This is a genomic window from Acidicapsa dinghuensis (assembly GCF_025685685.1).
Taxonomy (GTDB): domain Bacteria; phylum Acidobacteriota; class Terriglobia; order Terriglobales; family Acidobacteriaceae; genus Acidicapsa; species Acidicapsa dinghuensis.
This window is the reverse complement of record NZ_JAGSYH010000009.1, coordinates 206,479-221,481: the sequence shown is the minus strand read 5'-3', so window position 1 is coordinate 221,481 and position 15,003 is coordinate 206,479. Positions and strand designations below refer to the sequence as shown.

Below are 15,003 nucleotides of genomic sequence, written 5' to 3'. Positions count from 1 at the left end.
TGGACTTGGTACTCTGAATAGAGCCATTTTCATCTAATATGGTTAGACCAATTGGGGGAAGCCGATGCCCAAGACCGTCAGCTCGTTCGAATTCACTTTGGATAGCCGTCCGCAGGATCAGACGTTAACGGGCTGGCTCTATGGAGAGTTGCGGAGCGCCATTCTTGAAGGCCGGCTTGCGCCGGGCACCAGACTGCCGGCGTCGAGAGATTTTGCGAGCCAATATGGGCTTTCGAGGGGAACTGTAGTCAGCGTTTTCGAACGCTTGCAGGCCGAGGGGTATGTTACGAGCCGTGTTGGCGTTGGGACTTTGGTGAATCGGGTGTCGGTCGTGCGGCCTGCGCGGCAAATGAGTGTGACTCCTCCGGCTTACGTTCGCCGCGCAATTGCAACCCACAAGCTGCCGAGGCCCTTAGTCGATTTGCCTTTTACAAGAGGTGTCCGCCCGTTCCGCATAGGGGCACCGGACACGAAGGCGTTCCCTGCGAAGGTTTGGGGGCGCATTGCTGCACGATACGCGAGAAACTTCGGCTCGTGGCTTGAGACAGAGGCTGATGTGCGTGGATATCGGCCAATGCGCGATGCGATTGCAGACTATTTGCGCGCGACTCGTGGCGTGCGATGCAACCCGGAACAAATCTTCATCGTTTCCGGAGTGCAGCAGGCGCTTGATCTGTTAGCGCGTGTGCTGCTCAAGGAGCACGACCAGGTGTGGATGGAGGACCCTGGATACTTTGGGGCCACGATTGCTTTTGGCAATGTCGGGGCCGAGATCATTCCTGTACCGGTGGACGAGGAGGGCCTGTTGGTTTCCGCCGGGGAAACAATCTGTCCGCATGCCAGGGGAGTTTATCTGACCCCGGCCCACCAGTTTCCGCAGGGAGTGACGATGTCGCTGGAGCGGCGGATGGCCATTCTCAAGTGGGCCAAACGCACTGGCGCCTTCATTATCGAAGATGACTATGACAGTGAATTCCGGTTCGAAGGACAACCTGTGCCTTCGCTGCATAGCCTCGACAATTATTCGAACGTAATCCTGATCGGGTCATTCAGCAAGACACTGTTCCCGTCGTTACGGTTGGGCTATGTTGTATTGCCGCCATCGCTGGTTGACTGCTTTTTAGCCTTTCGCTATCAAACCGACTTTCGGAATTCGCATGTGGATCAGGCAATTCTTTGCGAATTCATTGTGCAGGGCCATTTCGCACGCCATATGCGGCGCATGCGTGAGCTGTACGGCAGCCGTCTCGCCGCAATGATCGATGGAGGCAAACAACATTTAAGCGGGTTGCTTGATATCTCCAACGTCCAGGCCGGTCTCTACACAATTGGATTCCTGACAAATGGAATGACCTCACGGCAAGCGGAAAAAGCAGCTGCCGTCCAAGGCATAGAAGCGCTCGGCGTCGATCGATATACCTTCAAACATCCCGATCCGAAGGGAGTGGTTCTTGGATTTGCGGCCTACCCGGAGCCGGCAATACGGAAAGCGCTCATCCAGCTCGCAAAGGCGTTCAGCAAAGAGCCCAGCGGGCGACGAGGTTGAAGTTTATTGAATTCGTCCTATGATCTCTCTTGCGTGATCTCTCTTGCGCGATGGTTCATTCCGAGAGGAGCGACAAGTCGATGCCATCCATCGCATACCGCGCATAGAGAAAGTCATGGACTGAAACCACGCGGTCGCCATCAAAATCGAGCGCGACAAAATAAGCGGGCGCTTCCAGCGAGACGTTGCGGTCGTATACAACCATTGCGGGCCGGCCATCAACAACTCCGGCTGCGTAAGCCCACTGTTTGGCGGCTGCGTAGGCTGTGTAGTATTCCCCAACCTCGCTCGTTCCTTGCTTGCGCAGCTTCGCGACAAGGTCGAGTTTGACGTCGTCAGCCAGCATCGCGCGGACGGTGTCGAAGTCTCCGATCTTGAATCCTTCGACATAGATGGTTAGCCGGGCGCGCATCCTATCTGAAAGTATCGGCAGCGGGACGTCCGCCGGTTCCCTGGCAATCTCGCGCAAACGGACGCGGCCCCGCTGGAGCGCGGATTTTGAAGCGGCCTCACTTGCACCAGTGATCGAAGCGACCTCTTCGATTGAGTGGCCTAGCACATCCTTCAGGATCACCGCGCTTCGCTGGAGTGCAGGAAGGCGCATGAAAGTTCGCAGGCTGATTGCGGCGATCTCGTGATTCTGACCGGGAGAATCTGGAGCAGCAATCATGTCGAGGGCTTCGTCATTCAATAGAACCGGGCCGCGCGCACGGCTGCGCAGGAAATCGAGCGCGGTGTTATGGGCGATACGAAACAGCCAGCCTTGAGGGTTGCCGATGACTCCGACATTTGGCAGCGCGGCGAGCGCTTTGATCAGCGCGTCCTGGACGATGTCCTCTCCATCGACGGCAGAGCCTGTCATGCGTGCGCAGTATCGATGGAGCTTTGGGCGAAGCTCGCCCACCAACTGTTCGAACGCAGCGCACGCATCATTACTCATATCTTGTTGGCAAGCCTCCGGCCGAGGCGCCGGTTGACGCCGCTTATCAAGACTATATTGGCCGGGATGCCCATCATGCTCTTCTCTGTCCGTGCGTCAGGCATGGTGGTTGTAGACAACCGCGCCGGCGAAGCTATCGAACGCGGCCAGGGCTGCGACCCTCGGAAAGTAAGCAATCATTTCAGGATCGGCTTGCATCGCTTCCACTGATGCGAGGTTGCGCCACTGCGAGTAGATGACTACATGGCGCAGATCCTGGGCTGCGATGAAGCTGGTCGAAATCCAGCCATCGAGTTTGCTGACGACGCCCTCAGTGCTCTCACGGAGCAGATGGATGAGCTTCTGCTGATTCTCCGGCTCAACGGTGAGGACGTTGATAAGGGTAGTGACGTTATTTGTCGCTGAAATTGTTGTGGTCATGGTGTTCTCCTCAGGAATGCTGTTTTTTGTGTTGACACCATGAAGACGATTTCGAAAAGGAAAACGAATCGGTCGGGCAAAAAATCAGTGTCGTTGCTCAAACGAAGTCGTCTCAGTCTGAAGAGAGTACACTCCGCTGGGAGGTATTGCTGTACGGAGTCGGTCAAGGGGACCCAATCACTCTGTTCGGCGTGTCCAGCGTACTGCTCGCTGCTGCTTTAGCTGCCTGCTATGTACCTGCGCGCAAAGCCATGCGAACTGATCCGATGGATTGCCTGCGAAGCGAATGAAATGCCAGTGAAATTTGTGAATGAGCGGAGACGGATCCCCGCCTCCGCTTTTCTCCGTCACTACGCGGCAGCAGGTGGTCCAAACCACCTGCTCATCGCGTCATCTAGCCCTTGCGCGGTTGCGTCTGCGACCCACGCCACATACCCATCCGGCCGAATCAACACTGCTTTTGGAGCGGTTACCACGCCAATCACCGGAAGATCCCACTCGCCCGCATATGCGGCGTTGACGAGCTTGACGCGATCCGCCCATGCGCTTACATCCCATGTTCCGGGCTCGCTCAGATTCAGCAGCACCGCGCGCGCCTCGTGCAACAGGCTGAAGACGCGCAGTGTGGCTCCATCGATCGTCACATCCAGATCCGGCATTCTCCTGCCCGGCAGTGGATGGCTTTCACTTGTGTCGCCATTGCTCATGTCATAGTGAACATCCAGCCCTGACATCATGGCGAAGTATCGTCTGCGCGTCTCATCCTGCTGCATCAGCTCAGCCATCATTGCGCGCAGTGCATCGATGCGATCTTCGCTGCGCTCCATTGCCGTGAGCGCCATCGTATTGCGCAGCACACGAGCACCTACTGGATGCCGCTCCGCATGGTAGGTATCGAGCAGGCTCTCCGGAGCTTTCCCTTGCACCACCAGCGCCAGCTTCCAGCCGAGATTTACTGCATCCTGCACGCCGAGGTTCAGCCCCTGGCCGCCCATGGGCGAATGCACATGCGCGGCGTCGCCTGCCAGCAGCACGCGTCCAACGCGATACTGCGCCGCCTGGCGAGTCATATCCGTGAACCGGGAAATCTGGCTCGCACTGCGGAGACCAAAGTCTGTGCCATAGACCCCGGTAAGCGAATTACGCACATCGTCTATCGTTGGCTCTATACCTTGCATAATGCGTTCTTCGTGCAACACGACGCGAGCGCGTCCATCGTCGAGCTTGGCGATTGCGCTGATGCCGTGGGTCCCGCGGCGTAGTCCCCACTCCGGCTCATCGGCCGTCTCAACTTCGCTGATCAGATAGCTCGCTGTTGCATCCCACCCGGGAAACTCGATACTCGCCGTCTTCCGCACGATGCTTCGGCCACCGTCGCACCCAACGAGATATTGGGCTCGCAGCTGGCGACCGTCCGGCAGCCCAGCATCAGCCAGCTCCACATCGACGCCATCCTCATCCTGCCTGAATGCCGTGACCGAAGCTCCCCGATGGACAGTTATCCCGAGCTCACCTACCCAGCCTGCAAGAATGCGCTCAATATGCATCTGCCACAGTGCAAGAAAGTAGCTGTGTCGGGTCGGTAAATCGCTGATATCAAGAGGAGTGTGCGCGAATGGCGCACGGAGAGCCTTGTGTCCCTCCCACAGAAACCGCTCAGCGATGCCCCGCTGATCGAAGACCTCAATCGTGCGAATGTGCAGCCCGCCGGCGCGCAATCCCGCAAGACCCTCGCTCTCACGCCGCTCCACAATCGCTACATCCACACCTGCGAGCGCCAACTCGCCCGCCAGCATCAACCCCGTCGGACCTGCTCCTGCAATCACTACCTCATGCTTCGTCATCGTGTCTCCCGTCGCGTAGATTGCTTGCTCCAGTGCACGATCATGCAGCATAGCCGGGGCCTTGCCGCAAGCCCCCGGGTGCGTTATATCTTAAAGATGGGGGGAGAAATATTTCCTCAGTGGCTCGTCCAATCCGTGGACGAGCTTTTTTAGACCTTAATTATCCCGTGATCTCAACTACGATCGACTCGTGTGCTCTATGGATTTATCCACTGGCTACGAAGCAATCTCCGCCGAATTTCTCACGCGGCGCGGCAACGGTGCTACCCGGTCTAACGCGATCGGCGTAAAAGAAGTCCGCGCATGGGCCCGGACTCTGCCGCGCGGCAGCTCTGTCCTCGACCTTGGCAGCGGTCCCGGCTTTCCCATTACCGTGGTGCTTGTTGAAGAGAGACTCAACGTCTTCGCCGTCGATGGATCGCCATCCTTCGTCGCCGCATTTCAGCGCAACCTGCCCGGCATTCCCATCCTCTGCGAATCTGTTCTGGACTCAAGTTTCTTCGGTTGCGCATTTGACGCAGTTCTCGCCGTCGGACTCATCTTTCTTCTCAAGCCTGAAGAGCAGCATCGCCTCATCGAGAGATTCGCTGAGGCTTTGGTCCCAGGTGGCAGGCTGTTGTTCACTGCATCTGCCAGGCCCGGCGTTTGGAACGACGCTATGACCGGCGTCGAATCCGTCTCTCTTGGAGCCGATCAGTATAGAAAGCTTCTCGCATCCGCCGGCCTCACGGTCACCTCTGAGTACGAAGACATCGGCGAAAACCACTACTTCGACGCGTTCAAAGAAGCGTAGCTTTCGTCTCGACTCACACCGCAGTTTCCGTCTTCCGCACCGAAACAAAAGACGGCGCTCCGGCCAGGAACCAGATCGCGATGAGCGAGTCGAAGACCATGCAACCCAGCGAAGAAGAACCGACCCGCAACTCAGTGCCCACTTAGGAACTGAACCATTTGGAGAAAGGCCCCTTTGTCCGCGCAAGCTGGGCGGCAGCCACAATCCCGAGCATTCGGGTAAGCTCAGATTCGAAATCGCGCGTAACATCTCCATAACCACTTCGCGCGTGAGCTATCTCGTGAAGAAGCGTTCCGGCAAAGGACGACAACGTCGCAAGCTGTGTGCGCTTTATCACGATATTCGATGATGCAGGGTCCCAGAGGCCCACCGCTTCATTTGAAGTGAAGAAATCAGGACGCATCGTTTCCGAAATTTTCACTTCTCGTACCCTATCTGGGAGGCCACCGATAAAACCAGCTATCGTCTGCCACTGATCGAAGACATTCCGTTCAGGCTTGCTGAGCGATTCATACCCAATGAACTCAAACTTAAAGCTCTGCTCACGCTCCGCCTGATAGACGGAGAGATCGCGCACCGGATTTCCTTGAATGTCGTTGATCCCGCCGAGAGAGGCCTTTATGTTTTCGGGCAACGTGACAATCCTCAGCCCATCCGCCTGAGCGTGATCAATTGCGTCCGTATAGGAGATAAGATCCTTGGCCGTAACAAAGACAACTTCGCCGGAGGCATTGAGGGTTTGAGATGCATGTACTGCAACGTCCGTCCATTTCACTTCATCGCGATTTGTCCCGCTTTCGATTTTCATCAACTCATTCACGAGAGTATTCGCAACGGTCGTTGACTTAGACGCAAGAAGCATTTGCTTAACGCGCTCACTGTATGCACTCCGGCCTACATTGGTCCTTTCACGATTAAGAGCTTTACGCATCGCTGCAGTCAGAGATGTGATGTTGAATGAGAAGGCAAAATTTTCCTCTTCCGCGACGAGCATTCCGGTGACGTAGATACGAGCATTCCGAGCTGGGTTCCGCTGTAGTATCTGTCCGTAAGGGGTATGGTCAAGTACAGGCTCATCTGAGAACTTCAAAAAGAAACTCTTTGCTTTCGATATGTCTTCGTCGGATAAGCCTCGCAGAATGACCTCAGTGCCAAGCATGACACTGTCTTGAGCAGGGTGGACAACAGCGTGGAGAGTGATTACATCGGCGAAGCCCGATTTCGGAATTTGGTCGAGGGTGATCTCACCCCATCGAGAACGAATGCGGATGGTTACATTGTGTCGGTTGAAAGTTGCGAGTGCGTCTTTCAATCCCACACCGAATTTCCCTATGACCGTGCCGGGATTCTTAAGCTTTTCTTCGTTTTCGTTTTGGGTCAGGTGTTCGTATCTCAAGCCACGCCCAAAATCGCGAATATGCCACGCACCGTCAGTGTTTCGACTGATCTCAACTTCTGCTGTCCGGGTGAGCGCTTGCTCATCAAGAGCGTTCGCGATGACTTCCCTGATTGCGTGGCATGTTTCCCAGCCCTCAAGCACCTTCTCAATGTTGAGGTCGAAATTACGACTTTCGAAATCATCGATCATTGTGATTTCTCCACGACTGAACGATCACCAGTGTATCTCCGTGACCGAGTACCTACCCTCGTCTTTTAACCCCCTATCCCACCACCAACCTCAGGGTGGGATAATGGATGTCCATTCAACCAAAATTAACCCGGCAAGTGCTCCCATAAAATCACCCCATTGACACTCCGGGCTGGTACCATGCCACCCATGAACAAAGTAGCCCCTTTTCTCTGGTTCAATGACAACGCCGAAGAAGCCGCTGAGTTCTACCTGAGCGTCTTCCCCCACGCCCACAAGGTCGAGGAACTGCGCTCCAAAGGCGTCGGCCCCTGGCCTGAAGGCAAAATCGCCACCATTACTATCGAGCTGGAAGGGCAGCAGATGGTCTTTCTCAACGGCGGCCCCGCCTATCAGCTCAACCCGGCTTTTTCCTACTTCGTCCGCTGCGACTCTCAACAGGAGATCGACAGTTATTGGGACAAGCTCATCGAAGGCGGCAAGCCCATGGCCTGTGGCTGGCTCACGGACCGCTTCGGCCTGTGCTGGCAGATCGTGCCTCGCAACATCGGCCAACTGGTCGACCATCCCAAAGCCATGCAGGCGATGATGGGCATGATCAAGATGGACCTTGCAGCGCTCGAAGCGGCAGCACGCGAAAGCTGAGAGTCCTCAAGCAGCACTCCACAAGCCGTTGTTTCGAGGTCGGCGCGCATTAACCCGTGCGTATTGACGCAATTTTTCCTTGCCATGTCACATTCGTAGCTGCTCTCTCGTCATGGTTGCAGTACTGGAAAAGGAGATTGCTCATGACCGCCAGATTGAATCCTCTTACCGCTGCTCCGAAACTCATGTCGGAGTGGCATCGCACATCTGTCCTTATAGACTCAAGCCTTGAGCGCAGCCTCAGTGAGCTTGTGAAGATTCGCGCCTCGCAGATCAACGGGTGCGCTAACTGCCTGAATATGCACACGGTCTTCGCACGCGAAGATGGAGAATCGGAACAGCGCATTTATCTTTTGCCGGCATGGCGCGAAGCTCCGTGCTATTCCGAGCGTGAGCGTGCCGCGCTGGGCTGGACTGAGGCGCTGACACGGCTTTCTGAAGGCCATACGCATGAGGCTGCGTATGAAGCTCTCAAGGCTCATTTCACTGACGAAGAACAAGTCAAGCTTACCCTGCTGATCAACATCATTAACGGCTGGAATCGCATCGCGGTCGGGTTCAAGGCGTGGGCCGATCCTGAGGACGTCAAAGTAGCTGTGAAGGCAGCGAAGGCGGTTGCCGCTTGATAACTGGCACAAAACAAGAGGATGCAGCGGCCAGCTTCGAGCCGCTGCGTCCGAAACTCATGCGCGTTGCCTATCGCATGCTTGGCTCGGTGCACGACGCTGAAGATGTCGTGCAGGAGGCATTTCTCCGCTGGATGAACACTGACCGCGGCGAGATTCGCGAGCCGGAGGCGTTTTTGCGACGCACCGTTACGCGCCTCTGTCTCGATCAGCTCAAATCAGCGCGCCATCAGCGCGAAACCTACGTCGGCCCATGGCTTCCTGATCCGATTGTCGAAGAGCAAGAAGTTGAAGACGTCACCCTGCCGCTGATGCTTGCGCTTGAACGTCTTTCGCCGCTGGAGCGCGCAGTCTTTCTGCTGCACGATGTTTTCGGCGTGGCGTTCGATGAGGTGGCAGTTACCATCCAGCGCGACCCCGCTGCCTGCCGCCAGTTGGCTGCGCGCGCACGTGATCATGTTCGAGAGGCGAGACCGCGTTTTCAGATGGAACAGCAGCGCGGTCTTGAGCTTGCTGAGGCGTTCTTTAAAGCTTCGCGCGGCGGCGATATGCAATCGCTCGGCGCGATGCTCGCAGCCGATGTCAGTCTGCATGCCGATGGTGGTGGCAAGCGTCCGGCAATCCCTTACCCGATCCTTGGATTCGATGCTGTCATGAAGCTCTTCGAACGGGTGGCGGCCTTGTTTTCCAAGACTCAATTTGTGCGTGCCGGTTTCATTAATGGTTTGCCCGGCTTCGTGACATTGGAAGCCGATGGAGAGCTGCAGACAACCGCGCTCGAAATTGAAGATGGAAAGGTCGCGGCGATCTACGTAGTGCGCAACCCCGACAAGCTGAAGCATCTGCATTGATTCTTCTGTTTTTCGAGATACTGTGTGAATGACCGGTTGAGATAGAGTTTCCTGTAGTCATCGATTACTGCGGGAGCCCTAGGTTATGAACACAACTCTGTTCCGCCTCGATACCGCGTTTGAACATGATGCCGCGATCGACGCATGGTTTGAGGAGCGCCCTGGGCCACTTGGCGCTATCGCGCATCAGTGGTTTCAGGTGATGCGCAACTGCGGAGACGAAGTCCGCGAAATCATGCACGACGGCTGCCCGGTCGCCTGCTTCGGAGATGTGCCCTTTGCCTACGTCAATGTCTTCACCGCGCATGTTAACGTGGGCTTCTTCCAGGGTGCATCGCTGCCCGACCCGGCGCATCTTTTGCAAGGTACGGGCAAATTCATGCGCCACGTAAAGCTGCGCCTGGAATCGTCCATCGATAACGAAGCGCTTCAGAAGCTGATCGAGACCGCTTATGCCGATATCAAATCCCGTGTCGAGAACGGCTAACCGCGGGTATCTTACTTGCGGTAGTGGGCGAGGGAAATTTTTCTAGCTTATCTTGTCGTTTTTGAAATCTGACTCGAAGCCTGGTTTGGCCGAATCGACCCGTATTTCCGTTGTTTTGCGGGTTAAGCCTGCGCGGAACCGCATGGGTTTACGCAGGTTCCGGGAACGAAAATAGATCATGGCGATGGCGAGAGGGACGATGAGGAGCCAATTTTTGAGGGTCGCTGGATGATAGAGGAGGGTCATAAATTCGTATCAGTTATGGAAGAAACTTCGACGTGGCCAGTGTTTCTCGGTACATGAAGGTATCAGGGGTAGCATTCCTTTGTCCATTTCTACGCAGTGGATGGTCAAGTTAGAGTGAGGCTTATTGGGGAGCTTTTATTCGATTAGAAGCTCGCCTCAGGGGTTAAAACCCCTTCCGAGAGTGGCGGCTGATGCCGGGGATGAATCCCCGGCCTACCTTGGTTCGCGCTTTCGCGAATTGGATCTCAAGCCCCTCATACAAGACTCGTTCCAAAGATCGAGCTTTGGTTCTACGACCACAGAACGAACAAAACTTTGCGGGTGAGAAACATTATATATCGAGACTAACAGTTCCCAAGTCCTTGTCGGCTGAGAATGTCGTGCGCTGCAAATCTTCTAATCCTTGGCGGTGTCTCTCTACAAAAGGGATGGTGGCAGCCCTGACGTCATAGGCCTCGTTACTATCGAGGGCTCGTATGAAACTCCAATCGGCAGCATCCTCGACCGAGCAACTTGTGCGGGCCATAATCTCGATGTGGTTATTCACCACTAATTTACCGAAAATGGCTTCTGACACGCGCTTGCCGATGATTCTAGCTTCTCTTTCGGCTGGAAGGTCGTACCAGTGATTTAGGTCCGCCGAAGGCAGATATGGAAGTTTCGCGAGCAATGTGTTGATTGCCCATGTCTGCCGTTGATGGGAATACTGCAGGAAGTGTTGTAACTCATGAGCGAGCGTCATTGCTAATTGAACTTCTATTTGACAGGTGCTTCCGTGGAGATAGATGACGCTTTCATACGGCCAATCAATTTCTCCGGATGGAGGATCAGAACAGGCTATCGTACACCACATATCCTGAGGCCAATCATGGAGACCTTGACCTCTTATGGGCCAATGAACTCCTCGATTTGAAGCTCCACCCCACATTTGTTTCAACCAATCTCTATCAGTGCCGTCGAGGTAACAGATAACTCGTGCATTCGTCGGCATAGCAAAGTTGAGAGTGAAGTAATCGCGAACTTGGTTAGCGACCCTCTCTATTCTCCCATCTGTTTCGTGATTGTTAGGCTCAACATGCAACACTACTGGGTTCATGAATCAACTCTAATCGAACTGTTGGTTCCTCTTTTTGTGCGTCTTGGCCGGAAATAAGCAAAGGCCGGTGCGAGCCGGCCTTTGTGTCTCTGCTATGGCGCTTTTGCGCGGAGCGCTTAATTGCCTGGACGGCAGGTCGTCAGATGCGCATGGGCATCAGGACGTAGCGGTATTTGTATTCTGCGTCTGGGTCTTCGGGGCGCATTTGGCCGGCGGACTGGCTGTCTTTAAACTCCAGGCGGACTTCGCCTTCGTTGCCTAATGCTTTCAGAAAGTCGAGGACGTAATCGCTGTTGAAGCCTACTACGATGGGGTCGAAGGTGTAGGGGGTTTCGATGCTGTCTTCGGACTCGCCGGCTTCGTTGGACTGGGCGCTTACTTTTAGCTCGTTCTGCTCGAGCTTGAGGCGGACGGCGTGGCTGCGCTCGTCGGCGAACTGGGCTACGCGGCCGATGGCGGCTCCTAGCTCTGCAGTGCGGACGACTACGAAGCGGGAGTTGTCGCGGGGCATGACGGCTTCGTAGTTGGGGAACTGGCCGGTGAGCTTGCGGCTGGACAGGGTGCGATGGCCGATGCGGAAGAAGAGCCAGAGATCGTCATCGGCGAACTCGATGGTTTCGACATCGGTATTGGAGAGGAGCGATTGCAGCTCGGCTAGGGCTTTGCGCGGGATGAGGATGCGCTTTTCGCCGGTGACGCCTTCGAGGGGTTGCTCGGATTTTTCAACGAAGGAAAGACGGTGGCCGTCGGTGGCGACCATGGCGATGGACTCGGCCTTGAGGATGAGCAGGGCGCCGTTAAGGGTGTAACGTGACTCTTCGTTGGAGATGGAGAAGATAGTGCGCGCGATGAGGGTTTTGAGGACGAGCGAGGGAATCTTGACGCCGGAGGCTGAGGGGAGCTCGGGAACCTGGGGATAGTTGGCGCGGCCGAGACCGACCATCTTGGTGTTGCTGCGGCCGGAGCGGATCTGGACCCAGTGGTTGTCGAGGAGCTTGATGGAGATGTCGCCGTCGGGGAGGAGCTTGACGTAGTCGTAGAGCTTGCGCGCGGGGATGGTGCAGGCGCCGGCCTTTTTGACCTTAGCCGCGGTGCTGGTGCGGATGGCCTGATCGAGGTCAGTGGCGGTGATGTTGATGCGGCTGCCTTCGGGGCCTTCGCTGACCTCAACGAGAAAGTTGGAGAGGATGGGAATGGTGGTTTTGCGCTCGACTACGGACTGGATGGCGGTGAGCTCTTTGAGCAGTTCCTGACGTGTAACGGTGATTTCCATTGCAGGTCCTTCTGTGGAAGACGTATTCGATGCTGATGATTCGATCGGTTCGATTTCCAGCCCTGGCATTGTCAGATTCCTCTCAAGCGAGCGAACGCGTGGTTTTACGGCTGTGGCCGCAGTGATTGCGCGTGTGGTGCGCCGGGAGGCATCATGCGCCGATTGATTGGCGTGATGCCAATGTACACCACTGGACGCGAGGCCTGAAACGCGCATGTTTTGCGGTGTTGGCCTGGGTTGATTGTATGCAAATACGGAATGGCGGGTTCGTGGAAAAAGGGGGTGGTAGCGATGAAATCGGGGGAGGACGAGTGTGGGGTGTGAGAAGCAGATCCCCTTCGGGGATGACAGACAGAAAAGCAAGAGCTGGACTGTGGTGACGCCAGCGGTGGCGGTTCCCCGGTCTCAGAATCGAGACCGGGGGCACCCCGATTGGTGGGGAAGCCAGCGAAAGGCAATGGCAAAAGTGGATCCTTCGCTCTGCTCAGGATGACAAGGGAGGAATGGGTAGGGCGAGTAGTGAGTTTTGAACTAAAGAAAGACTTAGTAGCTCCGCCGTCGTAACCGTTGTTGAGGGAAAAGTGGAAATCGGGTGGATGTGGTGTGAGGTGTTGGAGATGAGTAAGGGGTGAGTTTTAGAAAACCTGGCTGTGGAATTGAGGGGAAGTGGAAAGATGGGAAAAGAGGGGTGAATTGGGGGTTGGGGTTTACACGGTTCCCACATGAGAGCGCGAAAGGGATGTGGATTTGCGGGTGCGAGGCGTGGAAAGGATGGTTTTGTGCGCTGTTGATGCGGGGATGGGATGGAGGGGTTTTGCAGGGGTGATGGCTGTTCCACAGTATGCACAGGGTTTGACGGGCGCGTGGAAAAGAGGGCGGCTATTGGAGATTGTCAGGGGATGAATGCGGGAGGAGAGAGATTTTTGCGCCGGATCGACGGTTGAATGGCTGATTTGCTGGTAAGACATTGCATATCAGTAAGTTATAAGGAATTTCCGCGATTGCGTGGAATTATTGGGGAAACAGGTAGGCTAGAGATATTCCGGTGGAGTGGACGGGGAGCGGCTTTGGGCTGCTCCCCGATTTCTTTGCGGGGAAGAACTGTCGGGCTGTTTACGACAGGCCCGGCGTCGGGCGGTGAAATGGGGAACGAGGAAGGGAAAGACGCGGTAGAGAGGTGTGCGGATGAGGCGAAGGTTGGGGAAGTTTCGGGCCCGGAGATGGCGGAGAAGGGATCGGAGCTGATTCAGAGGCTTTCCTACGATGGGTTGTCGGTGGATGCGAAGACGATTACCGATAAGCTTCTGACTTTCGCGAAAGACGGGAATATCCCCAGCCTGAAGGCGCTGATGGAGTACGCGGAGAATTACGTGCGGCGGATAGGTTCGCCTGTGTCCACGGAGAGCCTGGGGCAGTTGTTGACGAAGGCGCTGGAAGAAGAGGGCGACGGGGATGAGGGAGTCGTTACGGGAACGATCAAAGAGGATTCGCCTCAGGGGCTAAGCACTATGTGGATCAGGCTACGGGGAGTCTGTTGTCACTGGGGGGCGGTTCGGTTGCGGGACCGGTGAGTGCAGAGTCGTTGAATGGGGTGTTTGCGCCGGAGGCGGGTACGGGGCAAAGCACGCTGCAGGCTACCCAGAGCGCGGCTGCTACTGCTGGCGGGGCGATGATGGCCTGGGGATGAGGTGTTGCTGCGGGCTTCTTCTGTGCCGGTTTCCGGTGGGTCGTTGAACGCGCAGGTGGTGGTGAGAGCTGTGACGCTGCAGTACTCGGCTAGCTCGCCGGATGTGGTGCGGTATGCGATTGCGTTTTCGAATGACTGGGCGAACGACCTGTCGGTGAAGACGTCGAAGAAGGTGCCAGTGGATGCGTGGCTGCCTGCGGCGGTTGGGCCGACGTATCTGGCGAATCTGAATCAGCTTGCGGTTACGGGGATTTCGGCGACTGCGGTGACGGTGGCAATGAATTTGACGCCTCCGACTAGTGGTGGGTTTGAGGTGCGGCGGAGGGATTTTGCTTTTCGGGCGGGGATGGATGCGGATCTGGTGATCCGGTCGTCGGTATCGACTTTCGATATTCCGCGGGCGACGGAAGCGGATCGGTTTTATATCCGGATGTATGACGGGAGTGTGCCGCCGAATTATTCGGAGTTTTCGGCTGGGGTGTTTGTGAATCTGCCGCTTAGTTAGAGATCAGAGATCAGAGATCACGGGTCACGGGTCACGGGTCACGGGTCAGAGATCGGAGCTGGTGCTGCTGACTGGGTTAGTTTCCCACTCATTCGGCCAAAGGCAGGCCGAATGAATGGGGCACGCTGATTTGTGGTGATTCGAACGAGATTCGGGCAACGGGACGGGATCAGGGACCGGTGTGCGCTGGGGTTTGGGATGCGGATGATGAATGAGTTTGAGGCGCAGGTGTTGAGCGACTTGAGTGTGCTGAAGTCGCAGATGGTGGGGCTGGTGGGGGATGGGAATGCCGGGCGGCTGGGGGAGCTGGAGCGGCGGGTGGAGCGGCATGAGCAGAATTTGCAGCGGGCCAAGGGGATGATGGCTACGGTGAGTGTGGTGATGGCGGTGGTGGAGGCGGCGTTTGAGGTTTGGCAGAGGCACTAAGGCAGTGGGAAGTGTGAATGTGGAGTGTGA

General features: G+C 56.1%; 15 protein-coding genes. 9 read left to right on the top strand and 6 right to left on the bottom strand.

The genetic code is table 11. The annotated features are described in order from the left end of the window. Positions 1-64 precede the first annotated feature (64 nt). A complete protein-coding gene (gene pdxR, locus OHL22_RS23015; RefSeq protein WP_263342149.1) occupies positions 65-1,546 on the top strand; it encodes a MocR-like pyridoxine biosynthesis transcription factor PdxR in 1,482 nt (493 codons plus the stop codon). Positions 1,547-1,601: 55 nt separating this feature from the next. On the opposite strand, the gene OHL22_RS23010 is transcribed toward pdxR, so the two are convergent. From OHL22_RS23010 to OHL22_RS23000, 3 genes are all read right to left on the bottom strand, one after another. Beyond that, the gene (locus OHL22_RS23010) at positions 1,602-2,486 is read right to left on the bottom strand and encodes an RNA polymerase sigma factor (RefSeq protein ID WP_263342148.1); all 885 of its coding nucleotides are present in this window, start codon (positions 2,484-2,486) and stop codon (positions 1,602-1,604) included. Positions 2,487-2,582: 96 nt separating this feature from the next. Beyond that, a complete protein-coding gene (locus OHL22_RS23005) occupies positions 2,583-2,906 on the bottom strand; it encodes a putative quinol monooxygenase (RefSeq protein WP_263342147.1) in 324 nt (107 codons plus the stop codon). Between the two features lie 350 nt (positions 2,907-3,256). Next, complete coding sequence (locus OHL22_RS23000; protein ID WP_263342146.1) at positions 3,257-4,750, bottom strand: FAD-dependent monooxygenase; 1,494 nt, start codon at positions 4,748-4,750, stop codon at positions 3,257-3,259. 199 nt (positions 4,751-4,949) lie between these two features. Between OHL22_RS23000 and OHL22_RS22995 the strand changes: the two genes are divergently transcribed. After that, positions 4,950-5,543: a class I SAM-dependent methyltransferase gene (locus tag OHL22_RS22995; RefSeq protein ID WP_263342145.1), complete on the top strand. Its 594-nt coding sequence runs from the start codon at positions 4,950-4,952 to the stop codon at positions 5,541-5,543. A 142-nt stretch (positions 5,544-5,685) separates the two neighbouring features. On the opposite strand, the gene OHL22_RS22990 is transcribed toward OHL22_RS22995, so the two are convergent. Beyond that, positions 5,686-7,131: an ATP-binding protein gene (locus OHL22_RS22990; protein ID WP_263342144.1), complete on the bottom strand. Its 1,446-nt coding sequence runs from the start codon at positions 7,129-7,131 to the stop codon at positions 5,686-5,688. A gap of 189 nt (positions 7,132-7,320) precedes the next feature. On the opposite strand from OHL22_RS22990, the gene OHL22_RS22985 reads away from it, so the two are divergent. The 4 genes from OHL22_RS22985 to OHL22_RS22970 all read left to right on the top strand — a co-directional run bounded on the left by OHL22_RS22985 (position 7,321) and on the right by OHL22_RS22970 (position 9,740). After that, positions 7,321-7,776, top strand: coding sequence for a VOC family protein (locus OHL22_RS22985; protein ID WP_263342143.1), 456 nt, complete (start codon positions 7,321-7,323; stop codon positions 7,774-7,776). Positions 7,777-7,919: 143 nt separating this feature from the next. Continuing rightward, positions 7,920-8,402, top strand: coding sequence for a carboxymuconolactone decarboxylase family protein (locus tag OHL22_RS22980; RefSeq protein ID WP_263342142.1), 483 nt, complete (start codon positions 7,920-7,922; stop codon positions 8,400-8,402). After that, positions 8,399-9,253 (top strand): sigma-70 family RNA polymerase sigma factor, encoded by an 855-nt coding sequence (locus OHL22_RS22975; protein ID WP_263342141.1) that lies wholly within the window; start codon positions 8,399-8,401, stop codon positions 9,251-9,253. Before OHL22_RS22980 ends, OHL22_RS22975 begins: the two co-directional genes overlap by 4 nt. An 85-nt stretch (positions 9,254-9,338) precedes the next feature. Beyond that, complete coding sequence (locus OHL22_RS22970) at positions 9,339-9,740, top strand: DUF1801 domain-containing protein (protein ID WP_263342140.1); 402 nt, start codon at positions 9,339-9,341, stop codon at positions 9,738-9,740. 577 nt (positions 9,741-10,317) lie between these two features. On the opposite strand, the gene OHL22_RS22965 is transcribed toward OHL22_RS22970, so the two are convergent. Then, the gene (locus OHL22_RS22965; protein WP_263342139.1) at positions 10,318-11,082 is read right to left on the bottom strand and encodes a hypothetical protein; all 765 of its coding nucleotides are present in this window, start codon (positions 11,080-11,082) and stop codon (positions 10,318-10,320) included. A gap of 139 nt (positions 11,083-11,221) precedes the next feature. Then, positions 11,222-12,355, bottom strand: coding sequence for a DNA polymerase III subunit beta (gene dnaN, locus OHL22_RS22960; RefSeq protein WP_263342138.1), 1,134 nt, complete (start codon positions 12,353-12,355; stop codon positions 11,222-11,224). A gap of 1,142 nt (positions 12,356-13,497) precedes the next feature. Here dnaN and OHL22_RS22955 point away from each other — a divergent pair. The 3 genes from OHL22_RS22955 to OHL22_RS22945 all read left to right on the top strand — a co-directional run bounded on the left by OHL22_RS22955 (position 13,498) and on the right by OHL22_RS22945 (position 14,973). Next, positions 13,498-13,926: a hypothetical protein gene (locus OHL22_RS22955; RefSeq protein ID WP_263342137.1), complete on the top strand. Its 429-nt coding sequence runs from the start codon at positions 13,498-13,500 to the stop codon at positions 13,924-13,926. Between the two features lie 120 nt (positions 13,927-14,046). Further along, positions 14,047-14,547: a hypothetical protein gene (locus tag OHL22_RS22950; RefSeq protein ID WP_263342136.1), complete on the top strand. Its 501-nt coding sequence runs from the start codon at positions 14,047-14,049 to the stop codon at positions 14,545-14,547. Between the two features lie 207 nt (positions 14,548-14,754). Further along, positions 14,755-14,973, top strand: coding sequence for a hypothetical protein (locus OHL22_RS22945; RefSeq protein ID WP_263342135.1), 219 nt, complete (start codon positions 14,755-14,757; stop codon positions 14,971-14,973). The last annotated feature ends 30 nt before the right edge of the window (positions 14,974-15,003 follow it).

Excerpts from the sequence above, each read along its gene's own strand:
- pdxR (WP_263342149.1), top strand. The coding sequence starts at position 65 with ATGCCCAAGACCGTCAGCTCGTTCGAATTCACTTTGGATAGCCGTCCG.
- OHL22_RS23010 (WP_263342148.1), bottom strand. The coding sequence starts at position 2,486 with ATGAGTAATGATGCGTGCGCTGCGTTCGAACAGTTGGTGGGCGAGCTT.
- OHL22_RS23005 (WP_263342147.1), bottom strand. The coding sequence starts at position 2,906 with ATGACCACAACAATTTCAGCGACAAATAACGTCACTACCCTTATCAAC.
- OHL22_RS23000 (WP_263342146.1), bottom strand. The coding sequence starts at position 4,750 with ATGACGAAGCATGAGGTAGTGATTGCAGGAGCAGGTCCGACGGGGTTG.
- OHL22_RS22995 (WP_263342145.1), top strand. The coding sequence starts at position 4,950 with ATGGATTTATCCACTGGCTACGAAGCAATCTCCGCCGAATTTCTCACG.
- OHL22_RS22990 (WP_263342144.1), bottom strand. The coding sequence starts at position 7,131 with ATGATCGATGATTTCGAAAGTCGTAATTTCGACCTCAACATTGAGAAG.
- OHL22_RS22985 (WP_263342143.1), top strand. The coding sequence starts at position 7,321 with ATGAACAAAGTAGCCCCTTTTCTCTGGTTCAATGACAACGCCGAAGAA.
- OHL22_RS22980 (WP_263342142.1), top strand. The coding sequence starts at position 7,920 with ATGACCGCCAGATTGAATCCTCTTACCGCTGCTCCGAAACTCATGTCG.
- OHL22_RS22970 (WP_263342140.1), top strand. The coding sequence starts at position 9,339 with ATGAACACAACTCTGTTCCGCCTCGATACCGCGTTTGAACATGATGCC.
- OHL22_RS22965 (WP_263342139.1), bottom strand. The coding sequence starts at position 11,082 with ATGAACCCAGTAGTGTTGCATGTTGAGCCTAACAATCACGAAACAGAT.
- dnaN (WP_263342138.1), bottom strand. The coding sequence starts at position 12,355 with ATGGAAATCACCGTTACACGTCAGGAACTGCTCAAAGAGCTCACCGCC.
- OHL22_RS22955 (WP_263342137.1), top strand. The coding sequence starts at position 13,498 with ATGGGGAACGAGGAAGGGAAAGACGCGGTAGAGAGGTGTGCGGATGAG.
- OHL22_RS22945 (WP_263342135.1), top strand. The coding sequence starts at position 14,755 with ATGAATGAGTTTGAGGCGCAGGTGTTGAGCGACTTGAGTGTGCTGAAG.